The 26082-nt window shown below is 60.9% G+C and carries 24 protein-coding genes and 1 pseudogene; 6 read left to right on the top strand and 19 right to left on the bottom strand.

Annotation, left to right across the window (positions count from 1 at the left end; translation table 11 throughout):
* Positions 1 to 43: 43 nt before the first annotated feature.
* The 12 genes from GGQ85_RS00730 to GGQ85_RS00675 all read right to left on the bottom strand — a co-directional run bounded on the left by GGQ85_RS00730 (position 44) and on the right by GGQ85_RS00675 (position 11284).
* The gene (locus tag GGQ85_RS00730) at positions 44 to 859 is read right to left on the bottom strand and encodes a tetratricopeptide repeat protein (RefSeq protein WP_374708829.1); all 816 of its coding nucleotides are present in this window, start codon (positions 857 to 859) and stop codon (positions 44 to 46) included.
* Complete coding sequence (locus tag GGQ85_RS00725) at positions 846 to 1202, bottom strand: hypothetical protein (RefSeq protein WP_309772757.1); 357 nt, start codon at positions 1200 to 1202, stop codon at positions 846 to 848. The genes GGQ85_RS00730 and GGQ85_RS00725 overlap by 14 nt, the downstream gene beginning before the upstream one ends.
* A gap of 342 nt (positions 1203 to 1544) precedes the next feature.
* Positions 1545 to 2966, bottom strand: a complete 1422-nt coding sequence (lpdA, locus tag GGQ85_RS00720; protein WP_309772756.1) for a dihydrolipoyl dehydrogenase — start codon at positions 2964 to 2966, stop codon at positions 1545 to 1547.
* Positions 2967 to 2984: 18 nt separating this feature from the next.
* A complete protein-coding gene (locus GGQ85_RS00715) occupies positions 2985 to 3950 on the bottom strand; it encodes an OmpA family protein (protein WP_309772754.1) in 966 nt (321 codons plus the stop codon).
* 28 nt (positions 3951 to 3978) lie between these two features.
* The gene (locus GGQ85_RS00710; protein WP_309772752.1) at positions 3979 to 4308 is read right to left on the bottom strand and encodes a hypothetical protein; all 330 of its coding nucleotides are present in this window, start codon (positions 4306 to 4308) and stop codon (positions 3979 to 3981) included.
* 19 nt (positions 4309 to 4327) lie between these two features.
* Positions 4328 to 5689, bottom strand: coding sequence for a pyruvate dehydrogenase complex dihydrolipoamide acetyltransferase (locus GGQ85_RS00705; protein WP_309772751.1), 1362 nt, complete (start codon positions 5687 to 5689; stop codon positions 4328 to 4330).
* A gap of 12 nt (positions 5690 to 5701) precedes the next feature.
* On the bottom strand, positions 5702 to 7123 hold the full coding sequence (locus GGQ85_RS00700) for a pyruvate dehydrogenase complex E1 component subunit beta (RefSeq protein WP_309772749.1): 1422 nt from the start codon (positions 7121 to 7123) through the stop codon (positions 5702 to 5704).
* 26 nt (positions 7124 to 7149) lie between these two features.
* A complete protein-coding gene (pdhA, locus tag GGQ85_RS00695) occupies positions 7150 to 8172 on the bottom strand; it encodes a pyruvate dehydrogenase (acetyl-transferring) E1 component subunit alpha (RefSeq protein ID WP_079446981.1) in 1023 nt (340 codons plus the stop codon).
* 189 nt (positions 8173 to 8361) lie between these two features.
* On the bottom strand, positions 8362 to 8679 hold the full coding sequence (locus tag GGQ85_RS00690; RefSeq protein ID WP_079446982.1) for an FtsB family cell division protein: 318 nt from the start codon (positions 8677 to 8679) through the stop codon (positions 8362 to 8364).
* Between the two features lie 60 nt (positions 8680 to 8739).
* Entirely contained in the window at positions 8740 to 9297 is a 558-nt protein-coding gene (locus tag GGQ85_RS00685; RefSeq protein ID WP_309772746.1) for an NADPH-dependent FMN reductase, read from the bottom strand.
* Between the two features lie 130 nt (positions 9298 to 9427).
* Positions 9428 to 10015, bottom strand: a complete 588-nt coding sequence (locus GGQ85_RS00680; protein WP_079446984.1) for a protein-S-isoprenylcysteine O-methyltransferase — start codon at positions 10013 to 10015, stop codon at positions 9428 to 9430.
* 15 nt (positions 10016 to 10030) lie between these two features.
* Positions 10031 to 11284: a hypothetical protein gene (locus tag GGQ85_RS00675; protein ID WP_309772743.1), complete on the bottom strand. Its 1254-nt coding sequence runs from the start codon at positions 11282 to 11284 to the stop codon at positions 10031 to 10033.
* Between the two features lie 302 nt (positions 11285 to 11586).
* On the opposite strand from GGQ85_RS00675, the gene GGQ85_RS00670 reads away from it, so the two are divergent.
* A complete protein-coding gene (locus GGQ85_RS00670; protein ID WP_309772742.1) occupies positions 11587 to 12180 on the top strand; it encodes a thioesterase domain-containing protein in 594 nt (197 codons plus the stop codon).
* A gap of 100 nt (positions 12181 to 12280) precedes the next feature.
* On the opposite strand, the gene eno is transcribed toward GGQ85_RS00670, so the two are convergent.
* On the bottom strand, positions 12281 to 13564 hold the full coding sequence (eno, locus tag GGQ85_RS00665) for a phosphopyruvate hydratase (protein ID WP_309772740.1): 1284 nt from the start codon (positions 13562 to 13564) through the stop codon (positions 12281 to 12283).
* Positions 13565 to 13777: 213 nt separating this feature from the next.
* Here eno and queF point away from each other — a divergent pair, with 213 nt between their 5' ends.
* Positions 13778 to 14254, top strand: coding sequence for a preQ(1) synthase (queF, locus tag GGQ85_RS00660; protein ID WP_079446988.1), 477 nt, complete (start codon positions 13778 to 13780; stop codon positions 14252 to 14254).
* A gap of 15 nt (positions 14255 to 14269) precedes the next feature.
* Here the strand turns inward: queF and GGQ85_RS00655 are convergent, their stop codons facing one another.
* Both GGQ85_RS00655 and kdsA read right to left on the bottom strand, forming a co-directional pair.
* Positions 14270 to 15481 carry an MFS transporter gene (locus GGQ85_RS00655; protein WP_309772738.1) on the bottom strand — a complete coding sequence of 404 codons (1212 nt, stop codon included), beginning with the start codon at positions 15479 to 15481 and terminating at the stop codon, positions 14270 to 14272.
* A complete protein-coding gene (gene kdsA, locus GGQ85_RS00650) occupies positions 15478 to 16341 on the bottom strand; it encodes a 3-deoxy-8-phosphooctulonate synthase (protein WP_309772891.1) in 864 nt (287 codons plus the stop codon). The genes GGQ85_RS00655 and kdsA overlap by 4 nt, the downstream gene beginning before the upstream one ends.
* A 138-nt stretch (positions 16342 to 16479) precedes the next feature.
* Here kdsA and GGQ85_RS00645 point away from each other — a divergent pair, with 138 nt between their 5' ends.
* The gene (locus tag GGQ85_RS00645) at positions 16480 to 16836 is read left to right on the top strand and encodes a PAAR domain-containing protein (RefSeq protein WP_309772737.1); all 357 of its coding nucleotides are present in this window, start codon (positions 16480 to 16482) and stop codon (positions 16834 to 16836) included.
* Between the two features lie 107 nt (positions 16837 to 16943).
* Here the strand turns inward: GGQ85_RS00645 and pyrG are convergent, their stop codons facing one another.
* The 3 genes from pyrG to tpiA all read right to left on the bottom strand — a co-directional run bounded on the left by pyrG (position 16944) and on the right by tpiA (position 20082).
* Positions 16944 to 18575 (bottom strand): CTP synthase, encoded by a 1632-nt coding sequence (pyrG, locus tag GGQ85_RS00640; protein ID WP_079446990.1) that lies wholly within the window; start codon positions 18573 to 18575, stop codon positions 16944 to 16946.
* A gap of 165 nt (positions 18576 to 18740) precedes the next feature.
* Positions 18741 to 19130, bottom strand: coding sequence for a preprotein translocase subunit SecG (secG, locus tag GGQ85_RS00635; protein WP_309772733.1), 390 nt, complete (start codon positions 19128 to 19130; stop codon positions 18741 to 18743).
* A gap of 199 nt (positions 19131 to 19329) precedes the next feature.
* A complete protein-coding gene (gene tpiA / locus GGQ85_RS00630; protein WP_309772731.1) occupies positions 19330 to 20082 on the bottom strand; it encodes a triose-phosphate isomerase in 753 nt (250 codons plus the stop codon).
* A gap of 254 nt (positions 20083 to 20336) precedes the next feature.
* Here tpiA and GGQ85_RS00625 point away from each other — a divergent pair, with 254 nt between their 5' ends.
* Genes GGQ85_RS00625 through trpC form a run of 3 tightly spaced genes read left to right on the top strand, consistent with a single transcriptional unit; the run spans position 20337 to position 24099 of the window.
* Positions 20337 to 22244, top strand: a complete 1908-nt coding sequence (locus GGQ85_RS00625; protein ID WP_309772730.1) for a peptidylprolyl isomerase — start codon at positions 20337 to 20339, stop codon at positions 22242 to 22244.
* 36 nt (positions 22245 to 22280) lie between these two features.
* Entirely contained in the window at positions 22281 to 23294 is a 1014-nt protein-coding gene (trpD, locus tag GGQ85_RS00620; protein WP_309772728.1) for an anthranilate phosphoribosyltransferase, read from the top strand.
* A gap of 10 nt (positions 23295 to 23304) precedes the next feature.
* A complete protein-coding gene (gene trpC / locus GGQ85_RS00615) occupies positions 23305 to 24099 on the top strand; it encodes an indole-3-glycerol phosphate synthase TrpC (RefSeq protein WP_309772726.1) in 795 nt (264 codons plus the stop codon).
* 289 nt (positions 24100 to 24388) lie between these two features.
* On the opposite strand, the pseudogene GGQ85_RS00610 reads toward trpC, so the two are convergent.
* A pseudogene (locus GGQ85_RS00610) lies at positions 24389 to 26043 on the bottom strand (arylsulfatase).
* Positions 26044 to 26082: the final 39 nt, after the last annotated feature.

The raw sequence follows: 26082 nt of genomic DNA, 5'->3' as shown, positions 1-26082 counted from the left end.
GAGATTTCAGAGCTATACGGCGGACCGCTACCGCACTTCCGCGCTAGTCCCGCCGTCCCTGCACCCAGTGCTCCAGCATCTGCAGCGCCATGGCGCGGTCGTCTTCCGAAGCCTTCGCGATCGCCTTATTGTAACTCTCGGTGATCCAGGTCTCGTCCGGCTGAGCGGCATCGCGTGCCAGCGTCAGCCACATCAGCCCGCGCGCAGCCTGCCGGGGTAACTGATCGCCGACAAACAGCATCTTGCCGAGCATCGCCTGCGCCTGATGCTGGCCCTTTTGCGCCGCAAGGCCTAGCCAACGGGCGCCGTACTTGACATCGTGAGGAGCTCCGACCCCTTTCAGATAAAGCCGCGCCAGATCGTATTGCGCATCGGCATTGCCGAAGTAGGAGGCCGCATAGGAAAACATCTCTCGCGCGCGCTCGGCGTCGCGCTTGATGGTCGAGTTAGGAATCCCCTGTAGGTAATAGCGTCCAAGCGCAACAAACGCATTGGCCACAACGGGGGCCTGCGGCGCCGAAGGGCTGTCCTCGGCATGCGCATTGGCAATACGGCTGAAGTACTGGAAAGCGCGTAGATCATCCTGGGTGACGCCGTCGCCGTTGGCGTACATACGCCCCAGCCGCCACTGGGCAATCGGGTGCCCACCCTCGGCCGCATACTGCAAGGCTGTCAACGACGCGCTCGGGGCCACCGCCTTTTTCAGCGTCTCCCCACCAGCGAGGGGCGCAGTGGCTACGGGAAGCGCCGCGGCGGCATCCTGCTGTCCGGCCACGGTTCCATCGAAGGCAAAGGCCGACGCGCTCACGCACGCCACGCTCCACGCCAACGCAAAAGCTGTGCTCCTAGCCATCCGCATAACGCAACTTCTCGAACATCCCGCCCGAATAGGTCAGGGTACCACTAAACATTTGTCCAAACTGCCGAGCGTATTTTGTGCGCTCGCCGGATGTAGGATTAGTCGCGCCGATCCGCCATTCGGTCTCGCGGTCAAGGCATCGGGCACAAATCAAATTTACGTCAGAAGGCCGGCCGACCGCCGGTAAGATTCGGGCGTGGCCAACAACGATCGCGAGCCCGGCAGGGTTAAGCGAAACGATCCATCGCGCGCCATACGAACCCGAACGGCCGGGCACGCACGTCTGACCTTCCGCGAGGTGACGGTTCGACAGCCTGCCCTTGATGCCCGCCTCGACGTCCATCGCGAACCCACTCCTCCCAGCGGCCATTTTTTCTGAAGACGCTTCCGGGACGTCCGAGCCACCAAAAGCGCCAGCCTTTTAGCCGACGGGTAAATTCTTCACGAAGGGGTGTGGCTAAATAGCGGCGTCTGCAAGAGCCACCTGTTTGTAGGGTTAAATGACCGGCTGGTGTTGCGACCTGGCAACAACGATATCGCGGGGCAACATGGCTCTGTTGCTCCGCGGTATGTGCCCTCAATCAATAACTCGCGCGGATTCTGACCGAGCAATGTCCAGTTTTGCGGTAGTCCGAGCAGGCTAAATCCGAGCATGCGCGGTTGCTGTCCAAACCCGCTATTGCTCTTACATGTTCAGCACGCGCCCGTAGGCGTCGAGGACCGCTTCCTTCATCATTTCCGAGAGCGTCGGATGCGGGAAGATGGTGTGCATCAATTCCTGCTCGGTCGTCTCCAGGTTCATCGCAACCACGTAACCCTGGATCAGTTCGGTGACTTCCGCGCCGACCATGTGCGCGCCGAGCAATTGCCCAGTCGTCTTGTCGAAGATGACCTTCACCAGCCCCTGATCCTCGCCTAGCGCTATGGCCTTGCCGTTGCCTGCGAACGGGAAGCGGCCGACACGGATGTCCTTGCCCGCCTCCTTGGCCTTGGCTTCGGTCAGGCCGACAGACGCGATTTGCGGGTGACAATATGTGCAGCCCGGGATGAGCAGCTTGTCCATTGGGTGCGTTTTCAGCCCCTTGATGGTTTCGATGCAAATGACCCCCTCATGCTCGGCCTTGTGCGCCAGCATCGGCGGTCCCGCGACATCGCCGATCGCATAAATGCCAGGTACGTTGGTCCTGCCATAGCCGTCGATCACGATGCAGCCACGATCAGTTTTCACGCCGAGCTTTTCCAATCCGAGATTTTCGATATTGCCGACCACGCCGACCGCCGAAATCACCCGCTCGAACTCGGCGGTAACCGGCTTGCCATCGCCTGCGTCAATGGTGGCGACGACGCTGTCCGCCTTCCTGTCGAGCTTGGTCACCTTGGCGCCGGTCATGATCTTGATGCCCTGCTTCTCGAACTGCTTGCGGGCAAGGCCGGCGATCTCGGCATCCTCCACGGGGAGGATCTGCGGCAGCACCTCAACAACTGTGACCTCGGCCCCCATGGTGCGGAAGAATGAGGCGAATTCGATGCCGATCGCGCCGGAGCCGACGACGAGCAGGGACTTGGGCACGCGATCGGGCACCATCGCCTCGAAATAGGTCCAGACCAGCTTCTTGTCGCCTTCCAGCCCCGGCAGCACGCGCGGCCGCGCCCCGGTCGCGACGATGATGTGCTTGGCCTGATAGCTGCCCGCACCCAGCACGCCCTTCGGGGCATCGGCGCTGCCGGCCTTCACCGTGATCCTTCCGGGCGCATCGATGGATGCATCGCCCCAGATCACGGTGATCTTGTTCTTCTTCATCAGGAAGCCGACGCCTTCATTAAGGCGCTTGGACACGCCGCGCGAGCGCTGCACGACAGCCTTCGGATCATAGCTGACCTTCTCCGCCGACAAGCCGTAATCCTTGGCGTGCTGCATGTAGTGATAGATTTCCGCGGAGCGCAGCAGCGCCTTTGTCGGAATGCAGCCCCAGTTCAGGCAGATGCCGCCGAGATGTTGCTTCTCGACGATTGCTGTTTTGAATCCAAGCTGGGCGGCACGGATCGCGGTGACGTAACCGCCCGGACCGGAGCCAATGATGACGACGTCGAAGGAGGTATCAGGCATGGCTTCTGCTTTCTGTCCTCAATTCGTGGCGTCTACCAGCTCGACCCGCCGGTTCAGCGCACGACCTTCTTCGGTGCGGTTGGTCGCCATCGGGGCAGCCATCCCGACTCCAAGTGGAGTCAGACGCGCCGCGACGACGCCATAGTCGCGGCTAAGAGTCTCAACAATGGATCGTGCGCGGCGATACGACAGGTCGCGGTTGTAGTCGAGCGCTCCCTTGGAATCGGTATGTCCGACAATCAGCACTTTCATATTGGGCTGCTCATTTAAGAGCTTGGCGATCTCTTCGATCTGCGGTTTCGAATCGGAACGCATGGTGTCTTTGTCGAAGTCGAACAGGATGCCGTGAACCGCGACACGTCCCTGTGCGATGATATCACGCTGCATGGCGGACGAGTCCACCACCACCATCCGTTCCTCCATTGGCTTGGCTTCGGTGATTTCGAGAAGCGCCAGTGCACGGTCCTTGAGCGGTCCACCGCCCGAGCGGTGCATGATGACATAGAGCGAGGCATAGACGTCGCCTTCGGCCCGCTTGAGTCGCGCGGCGATGTAGCGCTGGTCGGCCTGCTGGTCTCCGAACAGCATGTAGAGCGGGTCGCCGGCGATAGCGAGGCTGAAGTTTCGCCCGCCGCATGCCTCGCGCTCGCAAGTGAAGAGCGTCTCGAAGCCGGCTTTCTTGATCGCCTGCTCGTAGTTGCGGAACACCTCCAATGCCGCGCGGCCTTCCGGCATCTTGTAGGAGATCTGCGTGAACTTACCCTCCAGCGGGGTCACGGAATTTGGATTCCTATCCTTTCCGCCGTGATCTCTAACGGGCGCGGTCACAAGCTTATAATCGGTAAACGCTTCCTGCTTGTACCGGATGATCTCCGAGCCGTCATAACGCGGCAGCAACGGATGATCCTTGCCGCCCTTGATGTCCGCCGCTTGCACGGACGCCGCGACCAGAACCACACCAAGAGACATCAGGAAGGTCCGCATCTTTTTTCCTTCACACGCTCAGTCAAATTTACGACTTGCACTGCTTCTCGCCGAGATCGACCCGAACGATCCGCGATGGTCCCGGCACCGGTCTCCCGTCCGAACTCTTCGCGGGCTCACGCACCACCGTGGCGAGGATCGCGCAATTGCCGCCGTGAATATTGAAACGACCCACGCCAATCCGCTCGATACGATCGACCGTGCCGAGTCGCTCGGGAATATCACGCATCGCAGCGATCGCCGCAAAGTTCTGCCACACTGTGAACTGCGGTGGCAATTCAGCGCGCACCAAACCCGTCGTACCGATGCAAAAACATGCCATCAGTGCTGCAACCGCGAGGGATTTTCCGATGGTCATCGAAAATTTGCCGGCGTGCTCACACCATCATCATCACGGGGTTTTCGATCAGTGTCTTGAACGCGCCGATCAGCTCCGCGCCGAGCGCGCCGTCCACCGCGCGGTGATCGCAGGACAGCGTCACGCTCATGATGTGCGCAGCCTCGATCTTGCCGCCCCGCACGACTGCGCGCTCCTCGCTGGCGCCGACCGCGAGGATCGTGGCGTGCGGCGGGTTGATGACGGCGGTGAAATCCTTGATGCCGTACATGCCGAGATTCGAGACCGCCGTTGTGCCGCCCTGATATTCCTCGGGCTTGAGCTTTCGCGCCCGCGCCCGCGCGGCGAAGTCCTTCATTTCGGACGAGATCGCAGAAAGCGATTTTGCTTCCGCCTTGCGGATAATCGGCGTGATCAAGCCGCCCGGCATCGCAACCGCGACTCCGACATCGGAATGCTTGTGTTTAAGCATACCGCCTTCCGTCCAGCTGACGTTGGCATTCGGTACGCGCTGCAACGCCACCGCCATCGCCTTGATGACGAAGTCGTTGACCGAGAGCTTGTAGAGCGGCTTCTTCTCCTTGTCCTTCGGCGCGGACGCGTTGATGTCCTCGCGCGCAGACAACAGCCGTCCGATGTCGCAGTCCATCGTCAGATAGAAGTGCGGAACGTTCTGGATCGAAGCGGTCAGGCGCTGCGCGATCGTGCGGCGCATGTTGTCATGCGGGACGAGTTCGTAGGAGCCGTCCTCGAACAGCGACAGAATTTGCTTGTCCGACATCGAAGGCGCGATTGAAGGCGCACCTGCTGGTGCGGTCGCCGACGCCTTCAAGCCCTTGCCGGCTTTCGCCTGCTCCACGTCGCGCGCGACGACACGTCCATGCGGGCCGCTGCCTTCGATGCGCGCCAGGTCGATGCCGGCTTCGCTTGCGAGCCGCCGCGCCAACGGCGAGGAGAAGATGCGGGCGTGACCGTTCGCTCGCTGCGCCGCTTGAGTTTCTGACGATGCAAGCTTAGGCGCGGGCGCACTGGAGGAAAGGTCGGCGATTCGAGTCGCACCTCCGCTAACAGCTTTCGTGTCTGCTTTGGATTCTGCTTTTGCTTCGGCCTTCGGCTCGCCTTTCGAAGACGCACCGCCGGCGGCGGCCTTCACGTCCTCGCCGTCACTGGCGAGCACCGCGATCACGTTGTTGACTGGCACGTCCTGCGTACCTTCCGGCACCAGGATTTTCGCGATGGTGCCCTCGTCCACCGCCTCGACTTCCATGGTCGCCTTGTCGGTCTCGATCTCGGCAATGACGTCGCCAGACCTGACCTTGTCGCCCTCCTTCTTGAGCCACTTGGCGAGATTGCCCTTTTCCATCGTCGGCGACAGCGCGGGCATCAGGATGTTAATCGGCATGACTGACCCCGCTCACCGATAACAGACGGCCTTGGCCGCCGCGACGACTTCAGCCACCGACGGCAGCGCCAGCTTTTCGAGGTTGGCCGCATATGGCATCGGCACGTCCCTGCCCGACACGCGCGTCACCGGCGCATCGAGATAATCGAATGCGTGCTCCATGATGCGCGCGACAATCTCGGCGCCAACGCCAGATTGCTGCCAGCCCTCCTCCACGGTCACCGCGCGGCCGGTCTTCCGCACCGATGCCACGATTGTTTCGGTGTCCATCGGGCGCAGCGTGCGCAAGTCGACGACTTCGGCCTCGATGCCCTCCTTGGCGAGTTCATCCGCGGCCTTCAATGCGTAGGTCATACCGTTCGACCACGAGACCAGCGTGACGTGCTGACCGGCACGCGCGATCCGCGCCTTGCCGATCGGCAGCACATAGTCGTCGAGTTTCGGCACCGGACCGGTGTGTCCATATAAGATTTCATTTTCGAGGAAGATCACCGGATTAGGATCGCGGATCGCGGCTTTCAAAAGCCCTTTGTAGTCGGCGGCGGAATACGGCGCGATCACCTTGAGACCCGGGATTTGCGAGTACCACGCCGAATAGTCCTGACTGTGCTGGGCCGCGACGCGCGACGCGGCGCCGTTGGGGCCGCGGAACACGATTCCGCAGCCCATCTGTCCGCCGGACATGTAAAGCGTCTTGGCAGCCGAATTGATGATCTGGTCGATCGCCTGCATCGCGAAATTGAAGGTCATGAACTCGACGATCGGCCTCAATCCCGCCATCGCAGCGCCGACGCCGACGCCAGCAAAACCGTGCTCCGTGATCGGCGCGTCGATCACCCGCCGTGCGCCAAATTCCTGCAAGAGACCCTGCGACACCTTGTAGGCGCCTTGATATTCGGCGACCTCTTCCCCCAACAAAAAGACGTTGTCGTCGCGGCGCATCTCCTCAGCCATGGCGTCGCGTAGCGCCTCGCGGATGGTCATGGTCACCATCTCGGTGCCGGCAGGAATGTCAGGATCCTCTGGAGTCTCCATCGCCGGTCCGGCAGGCCGTTGCGGATCCGAGATCATCGGCTTGCCCTCGCCAACCGGCGAACGGGATTCCGCAACTTCCTTCGAAGCGTCCTGGACGGAATCGGCCGATGTTTTTGAAGCCTTCGCTTCGATCTTGCCCAGATCGGCCGCGCTCTCGCCATCGGCAAGAATGGTGGCGATCGGGGTGTTCACCGCCACGTCCGCGGTTCCTTCGGGAACGAGTATCTTGCCAAGCGTGCCCTCGTCGGTCGCCTCGACTTCCATGGTCGCCTTGTCGGTCTCGATCTCCGCGATGACGTCGCCAGACTTGATCGTCTCGCCCTCCCTCTTCAGCCACTTGGCAAGGTTGCCTTTCTCCATGGTCGGAGAAAGCGCGGGCATCAGAACTTGGATTGGCATGATCGCTCCGAAAAAGGCTTGCGCGCTCAGCGATAAATATCGGTGTAAAGCTCGGACGCGTCGGGCTCTGGATCGTTTTGCGCGAAGTCCGCGGCCGTATTGACTATCTCGCGCGCGTCCGCGTCGATCTTCTTCAGATCGTCCTCAGGTAGCTTGGCCGCCAGCAGCCGGTTGCGGACCTGTTCGATCGGATCCTGATCGTGTCGAACCTTGTCGACCTCCTCGCGCGTACGGTACTTCGCCGGATCCGACATCGAGTGACCGCGATAACGGTAGGTCTGCATTTCCAGGATGTAGGGACCGTTACCCTCGCGGCACCATTTCACGGCCTTGTCGCCTGCCGCTTTTACGGCCCGAACATCCATGCCGTCGACCTGCTCGCCGGGAATGTTAAAGGATACCCCGCGCCTGGAAAAATCCGTCTGCGCCGACGAGCGCGTCACGGACGTGCCCATTGCGTAACGGTTGTTTTCGATGATGTAGACCACCGGGAGTTTCCAGAGCTGCGCCATATTGAAGCTCTCGTAGACCTGGCCCTGATTGGCCGCCCCATCCCCAAAATAGGTGAGACTGACGCGATCGTTGCCGCGATAACGGTTGGCGAAGGCGAGGCCAGTTCCGAGCGACACTTGCGCGCCGACGATGCCGTGGCCGCCGTAGAAACGCTTCTCCTTGCTGAACATGTGCATGGAGCCGCCCTTGCCCTTGGAATAGCCGCCGCGCCGCCCGGTCAGTTCGGCCATCACACCCTTGGCGTCCATGCCGCAGGCCAGCATGTGCCCATGATCGCGATAGCCCGTTATGACCTGATCGCCCTCCTCGAGCGACATCTGCATTCCGACGACGATCGCCTCCTGGCCGATGTAAAGATGACAAAAGCCGCCGATCGCACCCATTCCGTAGAGCTGACCGGCTTTTTCCTCAAAACGGCGGATCAGCAGCATTTCGCGTAACGCGTGAAGGTCTTGCTCGCGCGTGAACGAGGGGGGTGGCTGGCTAGTCGAGCCGTTGCCTACCACCTGCGTGACGCTCTTCTTGGATGCGACCATGGCAATTCCGGATGCGAGAAAGGATCACCCTCTCTAGCCCAAGTCAGGCAACCTTGAAAGCGCGTGATCTTACCGATGTTCGATACGCCACGAAATTCCGTGACCGAAAATCAGCGGTTTTTGAAATTAGACAAAAGCCTTTTGCGAAAAGGATAGAATACCGCGAGCAATGCGCTCCCAACGGCGTTCCTATTTCTGACGGATGATCTGAATCAGATCGCGCGGATTGGCGTAGTCGAGCTGATAACGAACGCGCTCATCGAGCATGTCGGGGTCGATTCCGCTTGACCTTAAAAGCGCGACCCGCTTCTCGCCCTCTGCGCGCTCCGCCTTCAGCCGCTCCAGTTCGGACGTCAGCGCAACGATCTCCTGATCGAGCTCCTGCCGCGCATTCAGCCCGTACTTGCCGATATAGGCGTTAACGCCGAAATAGCCGACGATCATTGCCGCCATCGCATAGAGAGCAAGGCCGGTGAGCAGCGATATGAGTCGTGAGCGCGAAACCATGGCTCGACGATGCGGTCGTCCGGTTAATGCTTCGCTAACAACCAAGGGGCACCCAAGTTGCTATTTTCTATACCGAGCTACCCAGGTGTCGAAAGCCTTGACATAGGCTGCGAGGAACTCGCGCAATGACGCCTTGACGAGATCTCCCTTCTCATCGAACGCATCACCGATGCCGCCGATATAGGCTTCCGGCTGCTGCAAAACCGGAACGTTGAGAAAAACCAGCGACTGGCGCAGATGATGATTGGCGCCGAAACCGCCGATGGCACCCGGCGAATTGCTGATAACCCCGCCCGGCTTGCCGTTGAAAACGCTCTGCCCATAGGGACGAGATCCGACGTCGATGGCATTTTTCAACACGCCGGGAACGGACCGATTGTATTCGGGCGTCACGAACAGGACAGCATCAGTTTTCCTGACGCGATCACGAAAACTCACCCAATCAACCGGCGGCGTCGCTTCCAGATCCTGATTGTAGAAAGACAATCCATTCAGCGTGATGACGTCAAGCTGAAGCGAAGACGGCGCGAGGGTCGTCAAAGCCTTGGCGATTTTCAGCGAAAATGACTCTTTGCGAAGGCTGCCGACGATAACGGCGGTGCTGGATTGGGATGCCATCGAAAATCCTATAGTTGTGCGGCACTCACGCCGGCTGGATTACAACCTGACGACGCGGAGAAGCTGCGGGGCGCAGTCTCTTGCGAGAGACTTAATCATCAAAGAACTTGGCCGGGCCTTCGACCTCCGGTCAATACACGCCGGGAATGATACGGTGTGTTTGCTGCATGTAGCGGCGATAGTCTTCCCCGAACATCTCGATCATCATTCGCTCCTCGAAGCGCACACGCGCGAAAAACAGTACCGCCACAGCGACGATGCCGCTAAAGGCGGCGACGACGTTCGGCAGCAAGCAGGCCTGCGCGATCGCCCACAGCCAGAACGACGCATACATCGGATGACGGATCGTCCGGTACACACCGGTGCGAACGACCCGATGCCCCTCACGCACCTCGAGCGAGGCCGACCATTGCCGACCGAGATCCTTGTGTGACCGGCGGAACAGCCAAAGCGAGAAGGCAAACAATACGCCGCCGAGCACAACGAGACCATAACCCGGATCGTAGGCGCAAGCGCGCGGCCATCCCGTCGCGAGATTGACCATCGGAATGGCAAACAGTCCGACAAAAGACGCCGCCAGAAGCGCGCGCTCTCGCCAGGTACCATCGCGCCGCAACGTCGCAGTGCCCCGCGCCCGCCGGGCGTAGGGATAGCGGATGATAAACCAAGCGACGAGGCCGATAAGCCATATCGTCTGCCCTAGAGCGATCGAAGACATCAGCCGCCGCCGCGCTTACGCAGCGCCGACGGCGGCGCCCGCCAGCCTGGTCGTGGCCGCGGTCACCTCGGATGACGCGCGCTTCAGAAGCGAGCCGTCCTCTCCGAAACGATCAACACCGCCACGGAGCACCGTGATCTCTTCGAACGGCAGCGGACCGCAAACGATGAGGCAATGGTCGTAGTTGGCGCGCACGCTGTTTCCCATCAAGAACTTGTAGTGCAACACCATGAAGTTGAACCGGTGGCGCCGGAAGCTAGCCTTGTCCATCATGTCGTGCAACTGCACGCGCCGGATGTTCGGACGTCCGTCGGAGCGCTCGCGGCTGACGCGCTTCAATGTCACCGGATCGAAGCGATAGAAACTGATGGCGTCATCGCGGGCATGATATTCGGTCCAGCGGATTCGGCGCTCGTCGGCGACGGTTTGCGTGGCCTCACGAATGCACCCACCGTGCGAATGCAGTGAGAATTTCGGAATCGTGGCGCCGACGGTCAAGATGCACAGCGAAGGACCGCACCGGGCAAGTTCAGGATCGCGCTTGAGCGCTCGCGCGACCGAATCCATGACGAGCGCGGCACCGAGGCAATGGCCGACGATGACGATCTCGTTGACATCGGAGTTGCGGACCCGGTCGAGGATTCGCCCCGCAAACTGATCGATCCGGGCATCCATGCGCGGCCGCTGGCCGTAGACGAACTCTCGCGAGAAGATCCAATCGTCGAACACATGATTGATCGGCCATCGCCAGCCTAATAGGTGCAGCAAACCTGCCGTCACGCCCACGGTCACCGCTGCCGTCAGCAGGACTGCTGCAAACCCGGTCACACCCGCTAGTCGAACCAGGCCGTATCCGATGCCCGCGCCGCACGCGGCGAACCCTGCAACATACAGATACGGAAACAGAAAGAAGCCGGCGTATTTCCAGCTTGCATACATGAAACGAAACAGTGTGCCGGTCACAATGAAATCAGCCAGCGTGACGAGACTCTGCCCGAGGCGCGACCACATGCCTCGCGTGTGATCCTCAAGGATCAAGTCGTCCCATCGCAACATTTCATAGGACGTGCGCGTGTTCCAGTTGGGTCCGGACGCCTCGATTACCCAAGACGCGCTAACCGGCGTCGCCTCGATCGCGCTTACGATTTCGGCCCTCACGCCCCACGTGCGTTGAAACACCGACAGGGATCGCTCACAGCGACGATGCTGCTGCTCCGGCGAAATCGGATCGTATCCGCCAATATGAAAGACATGCCGCCGTGCGATCATCCCGCCACTTCCGTAGTCGTCGTCTTTTCAAGCCAAGCAGAGCGACGCAAATTTTCGGGCTGCGAACACGATACCCAACTTCGACCTCGAATACTTCCCTGGAAACACTCCATCTGTGGCGTTTCAATCACAACACACAAGATTTCTAGCAACACACAATTGACGAGAGAATGCGAAGGCGAAATATAGAGTCTTCAAGCGATTCAAAATGGAACTTATTGATGGCTACTGATTGTCCGTCTGCTCGCCGCGGCCTGCGTGCCGGAATCGGAGGTCTTATCCTGTTTGCGCTAGGCGGATTCATGGCGAATTCAGCCCTCGCGCAAACTGTAGCGCCACACAGGCCAGGTCATGTTTATCTTATGCGGGGCCTGTTCAACGTATTTTCGCTAGGCATGGACGAACTGGCCGCGAAGCTTCAGAGAGCGGGCGTGAAGGCCGAAGCCGTGTCCTACACGTCCTGGTCCTCGCTTGCCGACAGCATTACCGCTAATTTTCGTGCCGGAAACCGTGAACCGATCATCCTGATGGGCCATTCCTACGGCGCGGATACGACGATCTCACTGGCACGCAAGCTCAACGAGCGCAGAATTCCGGTCGCGCTGATCGTAAACTTCGATCCGACGGCGCCGGACCGGGTTCCACCTAATGTCCGACGGATCATTAATTTCTACGTGCCCACCGCCTGGGGGCGCCCGGTCGAGGCAAGCAAGCAATTCCATGGTAGCCTGTCTAACCTCAACGAAGGCGGGCAATACAGCCATTTTGACGTCGACAAGGGTGAAGCCCTCCACCGCAAGGCGATCGCTGCCGTGCTTCAGGCCGTCGGCCGGGGCACATATCGCGTCAAGCGACCTGCCAAGCGCGATCATGTCTCCGAAGCCCCAGTGCAGTAAGCGGAGCAGCCTCTTCGCCGTTTCAAGCGGCGAGATGCTGCGCGAGTCCTCGTTCTGAAGGAAATCCTGCGTCCGCCGCTGCTTCCGCCTGGTAGTCGCGCTATGCCAACGCCTTCAGCGTCGCACGGCCCGCGTACCTCGCCTGCGAGCCAAGTTGCTGCTCGATGCGAAGTAGCTGATTGTATTTAGCGGCACGATCCGAACGCGACAGCGATCCGGTCTTGATCTGTCCGCAATTGGTGGCGACCGCGAGGTCAGCGATGGTGGAGTCTTCGGTCTCCCCCGAGCGGTGCGACATCACGGCGGTGTAGCCGGCCTTGTACGCCATCTCGACAGCGGCAAGCGTCTCGGTCAACGTGCCGATCTGGTTGACCTTAATGAGAATGGAATTGGCACGCCCATTTCGAATGCCGTCGGCGAGCCGGGTCACGTTGGTAACGAACAGGTCGTCGCCGACAAGTTGGCACGTCTTGCCGATCATGTCGGTGATGATCTTCCAGCCCTCGAAATCGTCCTCGGCCATACCGTCCTCGATTGAGACGATTGGATAGTCAGAGGCCAGCTTGGCGAGATATTTTGCCTGTTCCTCGATCGAACGGGTCTTGCCCTCGCCTCCGTAAACATACTTGCCGTCCTTGAAGAATTCAGTCGAAGCCGGATCGAGCGCCAGCGCCACGTCATCGCCCGGCCTGTACCCAGCCTTGACGATCGCACCCATGATGAAATCGAGCGCCGCACCGGCCGATGGCAGGTCCGGTGCAAAACCACCCTCGTCGCCGACGTTGGTGTTGTGACCGGCCTTCTTCAGCTCGGCTCTCAATGTGTGAAAGATTTCGGCACCGCAGCGCAGCGCGTCCGAGAACGTTCTGGCGCCGACCGGCATGATCATGAATTCCTGAAAGTCGATCGGATTATCGGCGTGCACACCGCCGTTGACGATATTCATCATCGGCACCGGAAGCGTTCGCGCCGTGACGCCGCCGACATAGCGGTACAGCGGTATGTCCAAAGAGTCCGCCGCTGCCCTGGCGAGCGCCAGCGACACGCCGAGAATCGCGTTGGCGCCGAGTCGCCCCTTGTTCGCGGTCCCATCAAGCTCGATCAGAATCTCGTCGATCTGCACCTGCTGCTCGGCATCCATGCCCCCGATCGCATCGAAAATCTCGCCATTCACGGCGTCGACCGCTTTCCTTACGCCCTTGCCGTTATAGCGGCTCTTGTCGTCGTCACGCAGTTCGACCGCCTCATAAGCGCCGGTAGACGCGCCGGACGGCACCGCAGCCCGGCCCATCGCCCCATCTTCGAGCACCACATCGACCTCGACGGTCGGATTGCCGCGGCTGTCGAGAATTTCGCGGCCGATGACGTCGACGATGGCAGTCATAAGAACCTCTTGAATCACTAGATTTTGCGCTGCTTCTACAGCAATGCTTGGGGGCGGGAAAGGCCGTGAATCGTGACGCCCTCGTGACGAGCCCGTCAGGATTGGCTATCAGCAGAGATTCGCGAAAAGATCATGCGCGAATAAATCTATTTGCAGCGTAATCGATGCAAAACCGGCTCCACTTCTGTTGCTCCCGCTTTGACAGAGACGATCATGCCAGGAAAGCTCCTCTCTTCGCCAAAATCGTCTCCTTTGCAACTCGGCCGCGCCGTGGCGTGGCCTGATTCTCCGGAGAAGGCAAAACTCGACCGTGTGCCCAATCCCCAGAGGGGCACCAATTATGTCGCGCGGTTCACGGTGCCGGAGTTTACCGCGCTGTGCCCGGTCACCGGTCAGCCGGATTTTGCGCATTTGGTAATCGATTATGTGCCGGGGTCCTGGCTGCTGGAGTCGAAATCGCTCAAGCTCTATCTCGCGAGTTTTCGCAATCACGGGGCCTTCCACGAAGACTGCACGGTGGCAATCGGCAAGCGCATCGTCAGCGCGGTCAGGCCGAAATGGCTGCGTATCGGCGGCTACTGGTTTCCGCGCGGCGGCATTCCCATCGACGTATTCTGGCAGACAGGCACGGCGCCGAAGGGCGTCTGGATTCCCGATCAGGCCGTCCCGTCCTACCGAGGCCGAGGTTGAGCGGACAGAGGTTCTTTAACGCGCGCGTGAGGCGGCCCTCCCGGTCAGTAGCCCCGCACAAGCCAACCCGAGAATTGCGATGACGACGGCGTTCGCGGCAAGCGTGGGAAATTTTCCGGCCCAGGAAAGGCTCACTCCATAGACGATCGGACCGGCAGTCTGCCCCATGTAAAAGAAGAACGAATGCAGCGACAATGCCGTCGCCCGCGCCTGCTCGGATAATTCGCTGGCGAACACCTGCAGGCAGCCATGCAGCATGTAGAAGCCCCAGCCCATCAGGATGAAGCTGAGCATCTGGATATGCCAGTCCGGACCGAAGGCTACCGCGACAAGTTGCACCGCCACCATCATTGCGCCTGATATCATCAAGCCGCGTACGCCGAGCAGCGACAGGAACTGCGATATCGTCATGGTGTAGAACAGGCCGCCGACGGCAAATCCGGCGATGACGATGCCCGCGATCGAAAGCCGGGTTTCACCGAGTTCGAACAGAAACGCCGCGACGTAGGGAAACAGTCCAAGTACGCAGCAGCCTTCGATGAAAACAGCAGAGTAGCAGACCTTGGCGTTGGAATTGCTGAAGATCTGCCGATAGCCTTGTCGCAGATCGGCAAACTTCATCCGCCGCGAGGTTGCGATCGCGTCGCCGCGGTGAAATCCAAGCCCAACAGCAATCGAGGCCGCAAAAACCAGCGCTCCGAGCACGACAAGCACGCCGCGCCAGCCGACGAGATCGCCAATCACGCCGGAAAACGAGGCGCCCAGCAGGTTGCCTCCCATCGTACCCGCGATGGTCCGGCCGATCGCCACCTGGCGCTGCGGCACCGGCACCAGGTCGCTCGCCATGCCGAGCGCGACCGGGAAAACACCGCCCGATGCTATCCCCGCAAAGACGCGCGTCGCGAACAGCGCGCTGTAGGACGAGCACAATGCGCCGACGACGTTCGAAATGCCGAGCAGCACCAGGCACATCAACATCAGCCGCCCCTTGCCGAAGATATCGGCTGCAGCGCCGATCAGCGGCTGCACGACTGCAAACGAAAATGCGGTGACCGCCGAAAGGCCGGCTGCGGTGGCGACCGTCACCGACAAATCGTCGGCGACATGCGGCAACACCGGGTCCATCGCACGCGTCGACAGGCTCGCCGCGAAGGTGGCCAGAGCAATGATATTGAGGAGCGGCGGCAGTCTGTGCTTTTCGGCCGCTGCCGGGGGCACCGATGTCATTTCGGGTGGGCCGGATCGGTCGCCTTCGCCAGCGCATCAAACGCCATCAGCCTTCGCACCAACGCCTCGAACTCACGCAACGGCACCATGTTGGGGCCGTCCGACGGCGCATGATCGGGATCTGGATGGGTCTCGATGAACACGCCGGCGACGCCGACCGCGACCGCCGCACGCGCCAGCACCGGCACGAATTCGCGCTCACCGCCAGACGAGGTACCCTTGCCGCCCGGCTGCTGCACGGAATGAGTCGCATCGAAGATGATGGGCGCGCCGGTGGTGCGCGCAAGGATTGGCAGCGCGCGCATATCGGACACCAGCGTATTGTAGCCAAACGATGCGCCGCGTTCGGTCACCAGCACGTTGCGGTTGCCGCCGCCGGTGATCTTGGCAACCACGTTCCCCATATCCCATGGCGCCAGAAACTGCCCCTTCTTGACGTTGATGACCTTGCCGGTCGCCGCCGCTGCCAGCAAAAGGTCAGTCTGCCGGCACAGGAATGCAGGTATCTGCAGCACATCGACCGCCTGCGCGACCTCGGCGCATTGGGCTGCCTCGTGGACGTCGGTCAGCACAGGCAATCCGAGCGATGACCGAATCTCTGCGAAAACCGGCAGCGCCTGCTTCAACCCGATCCCGCGCGCGCCCGAAGCGCTGGTGCGGTTGGCCTTATCGAACGAGGACTTAAAGACAAGGCCGATGTTCAGCCGCGCGGCGATTTCCTTCAGCGCGCCAGCCACCTCGACTGCGTGAGCCCGGCTTTCCATCTGGCACGGACCGGCGATGATCGACAGGGGCTGGTCCTGGCCGAAAGTTACGGAGCCGACGGAGACGACGGGCGCTGCGGAGACGAACTGGTTCAAGGTGAATTCCTTTATCGGCGGACCATGCCGGGCCGCAGCGGCGGGATCAACCCGCATGCGCGGAATGCGAGCGTGCGCGCGAAGCATAGCCCCCTCGGGACCGGTTTGATAAGCTTTGCGCATTGCCCCGGAGGTCAAATGCGACTGCCCCTTATTGTTTTTACCGTCTCTGCATATGCCTTTATCGGTGCGGCTCAACTGGGACCGGCGCGGAGCCAGACGCCAAACCCGGCATCGCAATCGCCGGGCGTCGTGACCGGCGGAAGTCAGGACGTGATGGTCAACGGCAAACCCGCCGCACGTCAGGGCGACTCTACGACCGGCGGCGCGTTGATCGAGGGATCGCCTAACGTCTTCATCAACGGCAAACCCGCAACGGTGACCGACGACCGAACCGGATGCGGCGGCTCGGTCACTTCTAGCGGCCATGGCGTGTTCATCAACGGCAAGCCGATGGCGCGTCAGGGCGACCAAACATCCGGGTGTGCGAAATAGCTATAGCGTTTTCGAGCGAAGTGGGTACCGGTTCGCGTGAAGAAAACGCGTCAAAACAACAATCTAGAGCGTCGCTTCTAATTTGGTCGGAAGCGGAGATGCTTTAGCTACACCAGCCGGCTCTGCACCACCGCTGCCTGGATGAACGAGGCGAATAGCGGGTGCGGCTCGAACGGCCGTGACTTCAGTTCTGGATGGTATTGCACACCGATGAACCAGGGATGATCTTCGTACTCGACGATCTCCGGCAGCACACCGTCAGGCGAGAGGCCCGAGAACAGTAGTCCGTGGTGCTCCAGGCGGTCCTTATAGGCCGTGTTGACTTCGTAGCGATGACGGTGCCGCTCGGAAATCTCCAGCGCCCCGCCGTAGATTCCGGAGACGCGGCTGCCGCGCCTAAGCGCCGCCGGATAGGCGCCAAGCCGCATGGTGCCGCCGAGATCCCCAGCCTTCGCGCGCTTCTCCAATTCGTTGCCACGCAGCCATTCGGTCATCAGTCCGACCAGCGGCTCGCTGGTCGGACCGAATTCGGTCGAGTTAGCGTCTGCAATTCCAACCAGATTGCGGGCCGCCTCGATCACGGCCATCTGCATCCCAAAGCAGATGCCGAAATACGGTACACGCCTTTCGCGAGCGAACCGCGCCGCCTTGATCTTGCCCTCGGCGCCGCGCTGGCCAAAACCGCCCGGCACCAGAATGCCATCGACATGTCCGAGGAAGGGTGCGGCATCTTCGTTTTCGAACACTTCACTCTCGATCCAGTCGAGATTGACTTTCACCTTGTTGGCGATACCGCCATGGGACAGCGCCTCGATCAGCGATTTGTAGGCGTCCTTCATGCCGGTGTACTTGCCGACAATCGCGATTGTCACCGCTCCTTCCGGATTGCGGATGCGCTCGTTGATCTCATGCCAGCCTTGCAGCGCCGGAGGCGCAGCCGGCTCGATTCCAAACGCCGCCAGAACCTCGTCGTCGAAGCCTGCGGCGTGATAGACTTCCGGCACGGCATAGATGTTATCTGCATCGCGCGCCTCGATCACGGCGCTTTCCCGGACATTACAGAACAATCCGAGCTTCCGGCGCTCTTCCTTGGGGATTTCCCGGTCGGTGCGGCACAGCAGGATATCGGGCTGGATGCCGATGGATCGCAATTCCTTCACCGAATGCTGCGTAGGCTTGGTCTTCAACTCGCCAGCGCTCGGGATAAACGGCAGCAGCGTCAGGTGAACGTAAATCGCAGCACCGCGCGGGAGATCGTTCTTGATCTGCCGGATCGCCTCGAAGAACGGTAGCCCCTCAATGTCACCCACCGTGCCGCCAATCTCGCACAGCACGAAGTCATAGCCATCATTGCCGTCGAGGATGAAATGCTTGATGGCGTTGGTGACATGGGGAACCACTTGGATCGTGGCCCCAAGATAGTCGCCGCGGCGCTCCTTGGTCAGGATGTCCTGATAGATGCGGCCGGTGGTGATGTTGTCCTGCTTGGTCGCGGGGCGCCCGGTAAAGCGCTCGTAATGACCGAGATCGAGATCGGTCTCAGCACCGTCGTCAGTCACGAACACTTCGCCGTGCTGGTAGGGCGACATCGTTCCCGGATCGAGGTTGAGGTAGGGGTCGAGCTTGCGAAGGCGGACCTTGTAGCCACGCGCCTGCAACAGCGCGCCGAGCGCTGCCGAAGCCAGACCTTTTCCGAGCGAGGAAACCACGCCGCCGGTGATGAAAATATACCGCGCCATGGGTCTCAACCTTTAAGGCTCCCGAGACGATTCGCCAAAACCAATCCCAGCCGTCAGCCGAAATCGGATCGGCTATGGGTGACTTCAAAATTCAAACGATTGCAGTCTCTTGGCTAAGGCTTTTGATGCAGAGCGGTAATCCCGGTTCTGCATCAATGCCCCGCTTTATTGCGAACGCGGCGCTTGCGGACCGGCGGGCGCCGGCGGGGCCGGCTGGTCCGATTGTTTCAGCGAATCGAGAAGGCCGCCGCCGGAGGGCGGAGTTACCGGGGTCGCGCCTCCTGCCGGCTGGGAACGCGACGCTGGGGCTCCATCCAGGATCGAACCCGGATTTTGATGGACGCCCGCAAGCCATGACAGGAACAGGCTGGTCACGAAAAAGCCAGCCGCAAGGAAGGCCGTAGTGCGCGTCAGCAGATTCGCGGTGCCCCGGCTTGACATAAATCCGGCGCCGCCGCCCATGCCGAGGCCGCCGCCTTCGGACTTTTGCAGCAGCACGATGATGGTCAGTACCGAAACGATGATCAGGTGGATTACGATAACAACGGTCTGCATCTTGGCCTTCCATCACAGCGCGCGCCCGCCAGCCGGAGTCACGATCTTGCGGGGCTTGCTTGCGGGGCTTGAGAAGTTCGCCTGACGGACTCGCTGACACTGAAAGCGAACTTCTGAACCGCCACACTCGGCGGTATCTACACGATCAGGCGCGACGTTGTCACCCCCGCAGGGTCGCTGGGCACCACGAGATGAACGGTCAGGCAACGGCTTGGGCGATCCCAAGGAAATCTGCCGCCTTGAGGCTGGCGCCGCCGATCAACGCCCCGTTTACATTCGGAACCGCCAACAACTCCGCAGCGTTCGACGGCTTCACCGATCCGCCATAGAGGATACGAACTTTCGCCCCCTCCACGCTAAACCGTTCCGCGAGCTGTTCGCGGATAAATCTATGGACTTCCTGAACATCTTCTGATGTCGGCGTGCGTCCGGTGCCGATCGCCCAGACCGGCTCGTAGGCCACGACGAGATTGGTGGCGGTCGCGCCGTCCGGCAGCGAACCCGTAAGCTGTTGTCCGACCACCTCAAGCGTCTGACCGGCATCACGCTGGTCCTGGGTTTCACCGACGCAGACGATGGCGATCAACCCCGCCCGCCAGGCGGCTTCGGTTTTTTGCCTCACGAGAGCGTCGGTCTCTGCATGATCGGCGCGGCGCTCGGAATGGCCGACGATGACGGCGGTGGCGCCCGCATCGGCCAGCATCTCGGCGGAAATATCGCCCGTATGAGCACCGGAGGGTTTGGGATGACAATCCTGCCCGCCGATCCGCACCGGTGAGCCCTGGACCGCACCCACAAACGCCAATACCAGCGTCGCCGGCGGACAGATCAGCAGATCGGCTTTTTGCGCGGGGCCGTCCGCACCTGCGATCATCTGGCCGAGCTCGCTGGCCGAAGCCTTGAGGCCGTTCATTTTCCAGTTTCCAGCAATCAGCGGTCGCAGCCCGGTCATGGATCTCTCATGGATGATTTTGACGTTGCGCCACCTCGGTATACCGGCGATCCGACGCCGAAGTTGGCGGACCTTGCTAGCAGAGGTTATCGGCCGGGGCCAGTCTCCGGTACCCGGTGCGGCTTATGGTCGAGGCGTTCCACTGAGGTTGCGACGGCGCGCTTGCCACTTTATGATGCGTTATCAACTCGGTGACGCCCTCGCGCGGCTTCCGCTCAGGTGCGACCCGCTTCCCTCCTACAAAAGACGGACCCATGCTTCGAGGAATACGCAACGCCTCATCAAACTGGCTCGGCAAGGCCATCATGACGATCGTGATGGGCTTGTTGATCGTCGCCTTCGGCATCTGGGGTATCGCGGATATCTTTCATGGCTTCGGCCAGTCGTCGCTGGCTACGGTCGGCAGCACCGAGATTTCGACCGAGCAGTTTCGGCAAATCTACACCGACCGTCTGCAACAGATCGCACGCCAGTTCGGCCGCGCGCTGCCTCCCGATCAGGTCAGGGCCCTCGGCCTCGACCGTCAGATTTTGCAGCAAGTGATTGCGGAAGCTGCGCTCGATGAGGACGCCCGGCGCAAGGGCCTCGCAGTTTCGGATAAGGAAATCAGCCGCCAGATCATGACCGATCCCAACTTCAAGGGGGCTCATGACGCCTTCGATCCGGCGCGCTTCGCCGGCCTGATCCGACAGCTGGGGTACACCGAGCAACGCTATGTCGCCGAGCAGCGGCATACGACGCTGCGTCGCCAGATCGCGGGAACGGTGACGGCCGGCGTCGAACCTTCAACGAAGTTGCTGGAGGCGCTGAACCGCTTCCAGAACGAGCAACGGACCATCGATTACGTCAAGCTCGGCGCGGCACAGGCCGGAAGCATCGATCCTCCCACGGCGGACCAATTGTCCAGTTATTTCAACGCCCACAAGGTGCAGTTCCGCGCGCCGGAATATCGCAAGATCGCATTGGTGATGCTGACGCCCGAGGAGGTCGCCAAATGGACGGCGGTGTCCGACGACGACACCAGAAAGGTCTATGAGGAACGCAAGAACAAGCTGTCCACGCCCGAACGGCGGCAACTCCGGCAGATCATGTTCCCCAACATCACAGACGCTCAGGCCGCACGGGAGAAGATCACCAGCGGCGCGTCATTCGACGATATCGCCAAGGAGCGCGGCCTTGCAGCGTCCGACATCGACCTTGGTACGATCCCGAGATCCGAGATCGTTGATCCCGCCATCGCCAACGCAGGGTTTGCGATGAAGACCGACGAAATCAGTCAGCCGATCCAGGGCAAATTCGGTGTCGCGCTGATCAAGGTCGGCCGCATCGAGCCAGGGAATCAGCCGACCTACGAAAGCGTTGCCGAAAAACTGAAGCACGATGTCGCGGTTGAACGCGCGCGCTCCGAGATCAACAACCTCCACAATAAGATGGAGGACGAGCGCGGCGGCGGCGCAACCGTCATCGAGGCCGCCAAGAAGCTTGGACTGACCGCGGTCACTATCGAGGCCGTCGACCGGTCGGGACGTGCACCGGACGGCAAACCCGTTACAGGGCTTCCGCAGGGAGTCGACCTGATCGCGCAGGCATTCGCCAGCGATGTCGGCGTCGACAACGAAACGCTGCAACTCGGTAATAATGGTTTCGTTTGGTTTGACCTTCTCGGCGTCACACCCTCGCGCGACCGTACCCTCGACGAGGTCAAGGACAAGGTCGAGGCGGGGTGGCGCGACGACCAGATCAGCGGCCGTCTACTAACCAAGGCCACGGACATGGTCCGCAAGCTCGACCAGGGCGGCAAGCTCGCCGACGAGGCAGCCGGACTCGGTCTCAAGGTCGAAAGCGCGAGTGCTATTAAACGCGACGCCACAACGACCGAATTGCCTGCCGCCGTGGTCGCCGCCGCATTCCGCGTCGTCAAAGGCGGAGCCGGCCAGGCTCCGGGCGCGGGTCACGAGGAATGGATCGTTTTCCGCGTCACCGACGTGACGGTGCCGCCGCTCAATCTTGCCTCCGATGAGATGAAGAAGCTGCGTGAGGGCATCCAGCGCAGCCTGTCGGATGAATATGTCGGCCAGTACATCGTCAAGCTCGAAGGCGAGATTGGCACCACGATCAACCAGGCGGCCGTGGCGCAAATCATCGGCGCCAGCAACTTCTGACGGGACCGACGCGCTCCCGTATTCCGAAAGCATCCGATGGACGATCTCAAGGTTCTCATTGGAAAAGTCGCTACCGGCGCGACTCTGACGCGTGAGGAAGCTGCATCCGCGTTCGACCGTATGATGTCCGGCGAAGCAACGCCCTCGCAAATGGGCGGGATTTTGATGGCGCTGCGCGTGCGCGGCGAAACGGTCGACGAAATCACCGGGGCGGTCTCGGCGATGCGATCGAAGATGCTGCGAGTCAAAGCGCCCACGGACGCGGTCGATGTGGTCGGCACCGGCGGCGACGGCTCAGGCTCAGTGAATGTCTCAACCTGCGCGTCGTTCATTGTCGCAGGTGCCGGCGTGCCCGTCGCCAAGCACGGCAACCGCGCGCTATCCTCTAAATCCGGAGCTGCCGACTGCCTCGCTGCGCTCGGCATCAAGATCGACCTCACCCCTGAACAGGTGGGCCGCTGCGTCAACGAGGCCGGCATCGGCTTCATGTTCGCGCCATCGCACCATCCCGCGATGAAGAATGTCGGCCCGACACGCGTCGAACTCGCGACCCGCACCATCTTCAATCTGCTGGGGCCACTGTCCAATCCCGCCGGCGTCAGGCGGCAGATGGTTGGCGTGTTCTCGCGGCAATGGGTGCAACCGCTGGCGCAGGTGCTGAAGAACCTCGGTTCCGAATCGGTATGGGTCGTTCACGGCTCGGATGGCTTGGATGAGATCACCCTCACCGGCCCGACCTTCGTGGCCGCACTCGAGAACGGCAGTATCCGCTCGTTCGAGGTGACGCCAGAGGACGCCGGATTATCCCGCGCGGGCGGCGATGCGCTGAAAGGCGGCGACGCCGAAGCAAACGCAATTTCCTTACGCGGGGTGCTCGAAGGCAAGCCCGGAGCCTTCCGCGATGTCGCCCTGCTCAACGCGGCGGCGGCCCTGATCGTCGCGGGCAAGGCGAAGACCTTGAAGGACGGCGTCGCGCTTGGCACGAAATCACTCGACGGGGGCGGCGCCATGAACAAGCTGAAGCAGCTGATTGCGGTTTCCAACGGGTGAGGACGGTGATGTGGCCGACATCCTGATCAGGATCGAAACCTATAAGCGCGAGGAGATTGCGAGCGCAAAGCGCGCACGTTCCCTCAGTGACGTCACGGCCGCCGCAAAAGCCGCTTCGCCGCCGCGCGGCTTCGTCCAAGCCATCCGCAGCAAGCTCTCCAACGGAGAATATGCCCTGATCGCCGAGGTCAAGAAGGCCTCGCCCTCGAAGGGCTTGATCCGCGCCGACTTCGATCCGCCTTCCCTCGCCCGCGCCTATGAGTCCGGCGGTGCCGCTTGCCTCTCCGTTCTCACCGATGCGCCATCATTTCAGGGCCATCTCGACTTTATGGTTGCCGCCCGCGCCGCGACGTCGCTGCCGGTGCTGCGCAAGGATTTCATGTTCGACACTTATCAGGTTGTCGAGGCGCGGGCGCATGGAGCGGACTGCATCCTGATCATCATGGCCGCGCTCGACGATGCTGCAGCGAAAGACATCGAGGCGGCTGCGCTCGAACTCGGCATGGATGTGCTGCTCGAAATTCATAGCCGCGAGGAGTTGGATCGTGCGCTCAAGCTGCGTTCGCCGATGATCGGAGTCAACAATCGCAATCTGCGCACGTTTGAGACGACGCTCGAAACCAGCGAAGCGCTGGCGCCTCACATTCCGAAAGATCGGCTGATGGTGGGAGAAAGCGGTATCTTCACGCCGGACGATCTCGCGCGGCTCGAACGGGTTGGCATCTCCACCTTCCTGGTCGGCGAAAGCCTGATGCGGCAAGCCGACGTCACCGCCGCAACCCGCACGCTGCTCAAGCATGCGTAGCCTTCGTCTTGCTTCCTTCTCCCCTTTTGTTAGCTGATCCCGGCACGCTATAGCGCTGTCCGGGTGAGGATGGCGGCTGCACCACGCGGTTGCGAACGAGGTCGGCGAAAATCTCGCTTGCCTGTGTCGTCTCCAATTCGATTAGAACTGTGAAGCCGATCCCAGGCAGGCGACAACGCCACACCGTCAAGGCCATTTGACCGCCGCAATCTACTTCTCGGAACACCGGCACCATTCCATACCCGCGACGGACCGCAGCAACGCGGTCCATCGCCAACCGTTGTGCCGATCAGTTCTTGCTCGGATTACCTATTGTCAGCTTCTCCATCACATCGCCGACGGTGAAACTTGCCGCTTTGGCGCGCGGAGGGAACTCCTTGAAGCTTTCGATGTATTTCGCGACGACAGCCTGCGCGGGCACCAGCAGGAAAGTCCGGTCGATTAACCACTTGCCATAGTTGATGCTGTCATCGCCCTTCTCGAATGGATCGGCGCGCAGATTGTACAGTTTGGGCGCGCGCAGTTTGGTGAACTGGCCCGTCCACGGTCCCATGGGAGCCTTTGGAGTGAGCTCCGTGTTCTGCTCCAAAAACGACGCCTTCCAATTGCCCACCCGCAACGCCATCAGGTCACCATCGTCGCTCCAATAGAGGAACTCTTTGCGCGGCGATTCTTTCACCTCGCCCTTGAGGAAGGGCAGCAAGTTAAATCCATCGAGATGAACTTTGAAGTTCTTACCGTTGAGCGTTGAGCCCGTCCTGAGCTTTTCGACCAGGTCTGGATCACCATTGGCCGCCGCGAACGTCGGGATGAAGTCCTCGTGCGCGCAGATGTCGTTGACCACAGTTCCGTGCTGGATCACGCCCGGCCATTTGATCAGGCAAGGCACCCGGAAAGCGCCTTCCCAATTGGTAGCTTTTTCGCCCCGGAATGGCGTCGACCCACCGTCAGGCCACGTGAACGCCTCCGCGCCATTGTCGGTGGTGTAGACGACGATGGTGTTCTCAGCGATACCCAGATCATCGACGAGCTTCAGCAATTCGCCAACCATGCCATCATGCTCGACCATGCCGTCCGGATAGACGCCAAGGCCGGTTTTGCCCTGCGACGCCGCCTTCAGATGCGTGAAGATGTGCATCCGCGTCGGAAATAGCAGAACCACGGCTTGTCGGCCTTGTGCTGCCGGTTGATGAAGTCCTTGGCAGCGTCAAGAAACTCCTGGTCGATCGTCTCCATGCGCTTGGTGTTGAGCGGACCGGTATTCTCGATCTTGCCATCGGCGGTCGACTTGATGACGCCGCGCGGTCCGAACTTCTTCCGGAACTCCGGATTCTTGGGATAGTCAGGGTTCTCCGGCTCCTCCTCGGCATTGAGGTGATAGAGGTTGCCGAAAAACTCATCGAAGCCGTGCGCGGTCGGAAGATGCTCGTCGCGGTCGCCGAGGTGGTTCTTGCCGAATTGGCCGGTGGCATAACCGTATGTCTTAAGAACGTCTGCGACGCTGGGATCATGCGGCCCGAGACCAAGTTCTGCACCAGGCAGACCGACCTTGGTGAGGCCGGTGCGAACCGGCGTCTGTCCGGTGATGAAAGCAGCGCGGCCAGCGGTGCAGCTCTGCTGGCCATACCAGTCAGTAAAAACGGCGCCTTCCTTGCCGATCCGGTCGATGTTGGGCGTGCGATAGCCCATAACGCCCATGTTGTAGGCGCTGACATTGAACCAGCCGATGTCGTCGCCCATGATGAACAGGATGTTTGGTTTCTTGCCACCGGCAGCCCCGTTTGACGGAGACGCCGGCTTGGTCCTGTGTGCCTGCGCCATGGCTTCCGATGTCAGTGCCGCGGCTACGACCAGCGATGACGAGCCAAGCAGCATGGCGCGGCGATTGAAGGTTGACGCGTTAAGGCCAGCAACATGACCCTTATTCTTTTCTTCCCTGCTCATTTGAAACTCCTGAACGTTTGAAAACAGTACGATGATTGG

It is taken from the genome of Nitrobacter vulgaris (genome assembly GCF_031453995.1).
In the GTDB taxonomy this organism is placed as follows: domain Bacteria; phylum Pseudomonadota; class Alphaproteobacteria; order Rhizobiales; family Xanthobacteraceae; genus Nitrobacter; species Nitrobacter vulgaris.
This window is presented reverse-complemented; position numbering and strand designations above follow the sequence as displayed.

What these genes read in the sequence shown, in the direction of transcription:
- secG (WP_309772733.1), bottom strand. Translation starts at nt 19,130, where the DNA reads ATGCAGACCGTTGTTATCGTAATCCACCTGATCATCGTTTCGGTACTG.
- GGQ85_RS00645 (WP_309772737.1), top strand. Translation starts at nt 16,480, where the DNA reads ATGCGACTGCCCCTTATTGTTTTTACCGTCTCTGCATATGCCTTTATC.
- GGQ85_RS00690 (WP_079446982.1), bottom strand. Translation starts at nt 8,679, where the DNA reads ATGGTTTCGCGCTCACGACTCATATCGCTGCTCACCGGCCTTGCTCTC.
- GGQ85_RS00680 (WP_079446984.1), bottom strand. Translation starts at nt 10,015, where the DNA reads ATGTCTTCGATCGCTCTAGGGCAGACGATATGGCTTATCGGCCTCGTC.
- GGQ85_RS00730 (WP_374708829.1), bottom strand. Translation starts at nt 859, where the DNA reads ATGCGGATGGCTAGGAGCACAGCTTTTGCGTTGGCGTGGAGCGTGGCG.
- pdhA (WP_079446981.1), bottom strand. Translation starts at nt 8,172, where the DNA reads ATGGTCGCATCCAAGAAGAGCGTCACGCAGGTGGTAGGCAACGGCTCG.
- GGQ85_RS00705 (WP_309772751.1), bottom strand. Translation starts at nt 5,689, where the DNA reads ATGCCGATTAACATCCTGATGCCCGCGCTGTCGCCGACGATGGAAAAG.
- GGQ85_RS00655 (WP_309772738.1), bottom strand. Translation starts at nt 15,481, where the DNA reads ATGACATCGGTGCCCCCGGCAGCGGCCGAAAAGCACAGACTGCCGCCG.
- GGQ85_RS00675 (WP_309772743.1), bottom strand. Translation starts at nt 11,284, where the DNA reads ATGATCGCACGGCGGCATGTCTTTCATATTGGCGGATACGATCCGATT.
- queF (WP_079446988.1), top strand. Translation starts at nt 13,778, where the DNA reads ATGCCAGGAAAGCTCCTCTCTTCGCCAAAATCGTCTCCTTTGCAACTC.
- GGQ85_RS00710 (WP_309772752.1), bottom strand. Translation starts at nt 4,308, where the DNA reads ATGACCATCGGAAAATCCCTCGCGGTTGCAGCACTGATGGCATGTTTT.
- GGQ85_RS00685 (WP_309772746.1), bottom strand. Translation starts at nt 9,297, where the DNA reads ATGGCATCCCAATCCAGCACCGCCGTTATCGTCGGCAGCCTTCGCAAA.
- GGQ85_RS00725 (WP_309772757.1), bottom strand. Translation starts at nt 1,202, where the DNA reads ATGGACGTCGAGGCGGGCATCAAGGGCAGGCTGTCGAACCGTCACCTC.
- eno (WP_309772740.1), bottom strand. Translation starts at nt 13,564, where the DNA reads ATGACTGCCATCGTCGACGTCATCGGCCGCGAAATTCTCGACAGCCGC.
- GGQ85_RS00715 (WP_309772754.1), bottom strand. Translation starts at nt 3,950, where the DNA reads ATGCGGACCTTCCTGATGTCTCTTGGTGTGGTTCTGGTCGCGGCGTCC.
- pyrG (WP_079446990.1), bottom strand. Translation starts at nt 18,575, where the DNA reads ATGGCGCGGTATATTTTCATCACCGGCGGCGTGGTTTCCTCGCTCGGA.
- trpD (WP_309772728.1), top strand. Translation starts at nt 22,281, where the DNA reads ATGGACGATCTCAAGGTTCTCATTGGAAAAGTCGCTACCGGCGCGACT.
- tpiA (WP_309772731.1), bottom strand. Translation starts at nt 20,082, where the DNA reads ATGACCGGGCTGCGACCGCTGATTGCTGGAAACTGGAAAATGAACGGC.
- GGQ85_RS00700 (WP_309772749.1), bottom strand. Translation starts at nt 7,123, where the DNA reads ATGCCAATCCAAGTTCTGATGCCCGCGCTTTCTCCGACCATGGAGAAA.
- GGQ85_RS00625 (WP_309772730.1), top strand. Translation starts at nt 20,337, where the DNA reads ATGCTTCGAGGAATACGCAACGCCTCATCAAACTGGCTCGGCAAGGCC.
- GGQ85_RS00670 (WP_309772742.1), top strand. Translation starts at nt 11,587, where the DNA reads ATGGCGAATTCAGCCCTCGCGCAAACTGTAGCGCCACACAGGCCAGGT.
- lpdA (WP_309772756.1), bottom strand. Translation starts at nt 2,966, where the DNA reads ATGCCTGATACCTCCTTCGACGTCGTCATCATTGGCTCCGGTCCGGGC.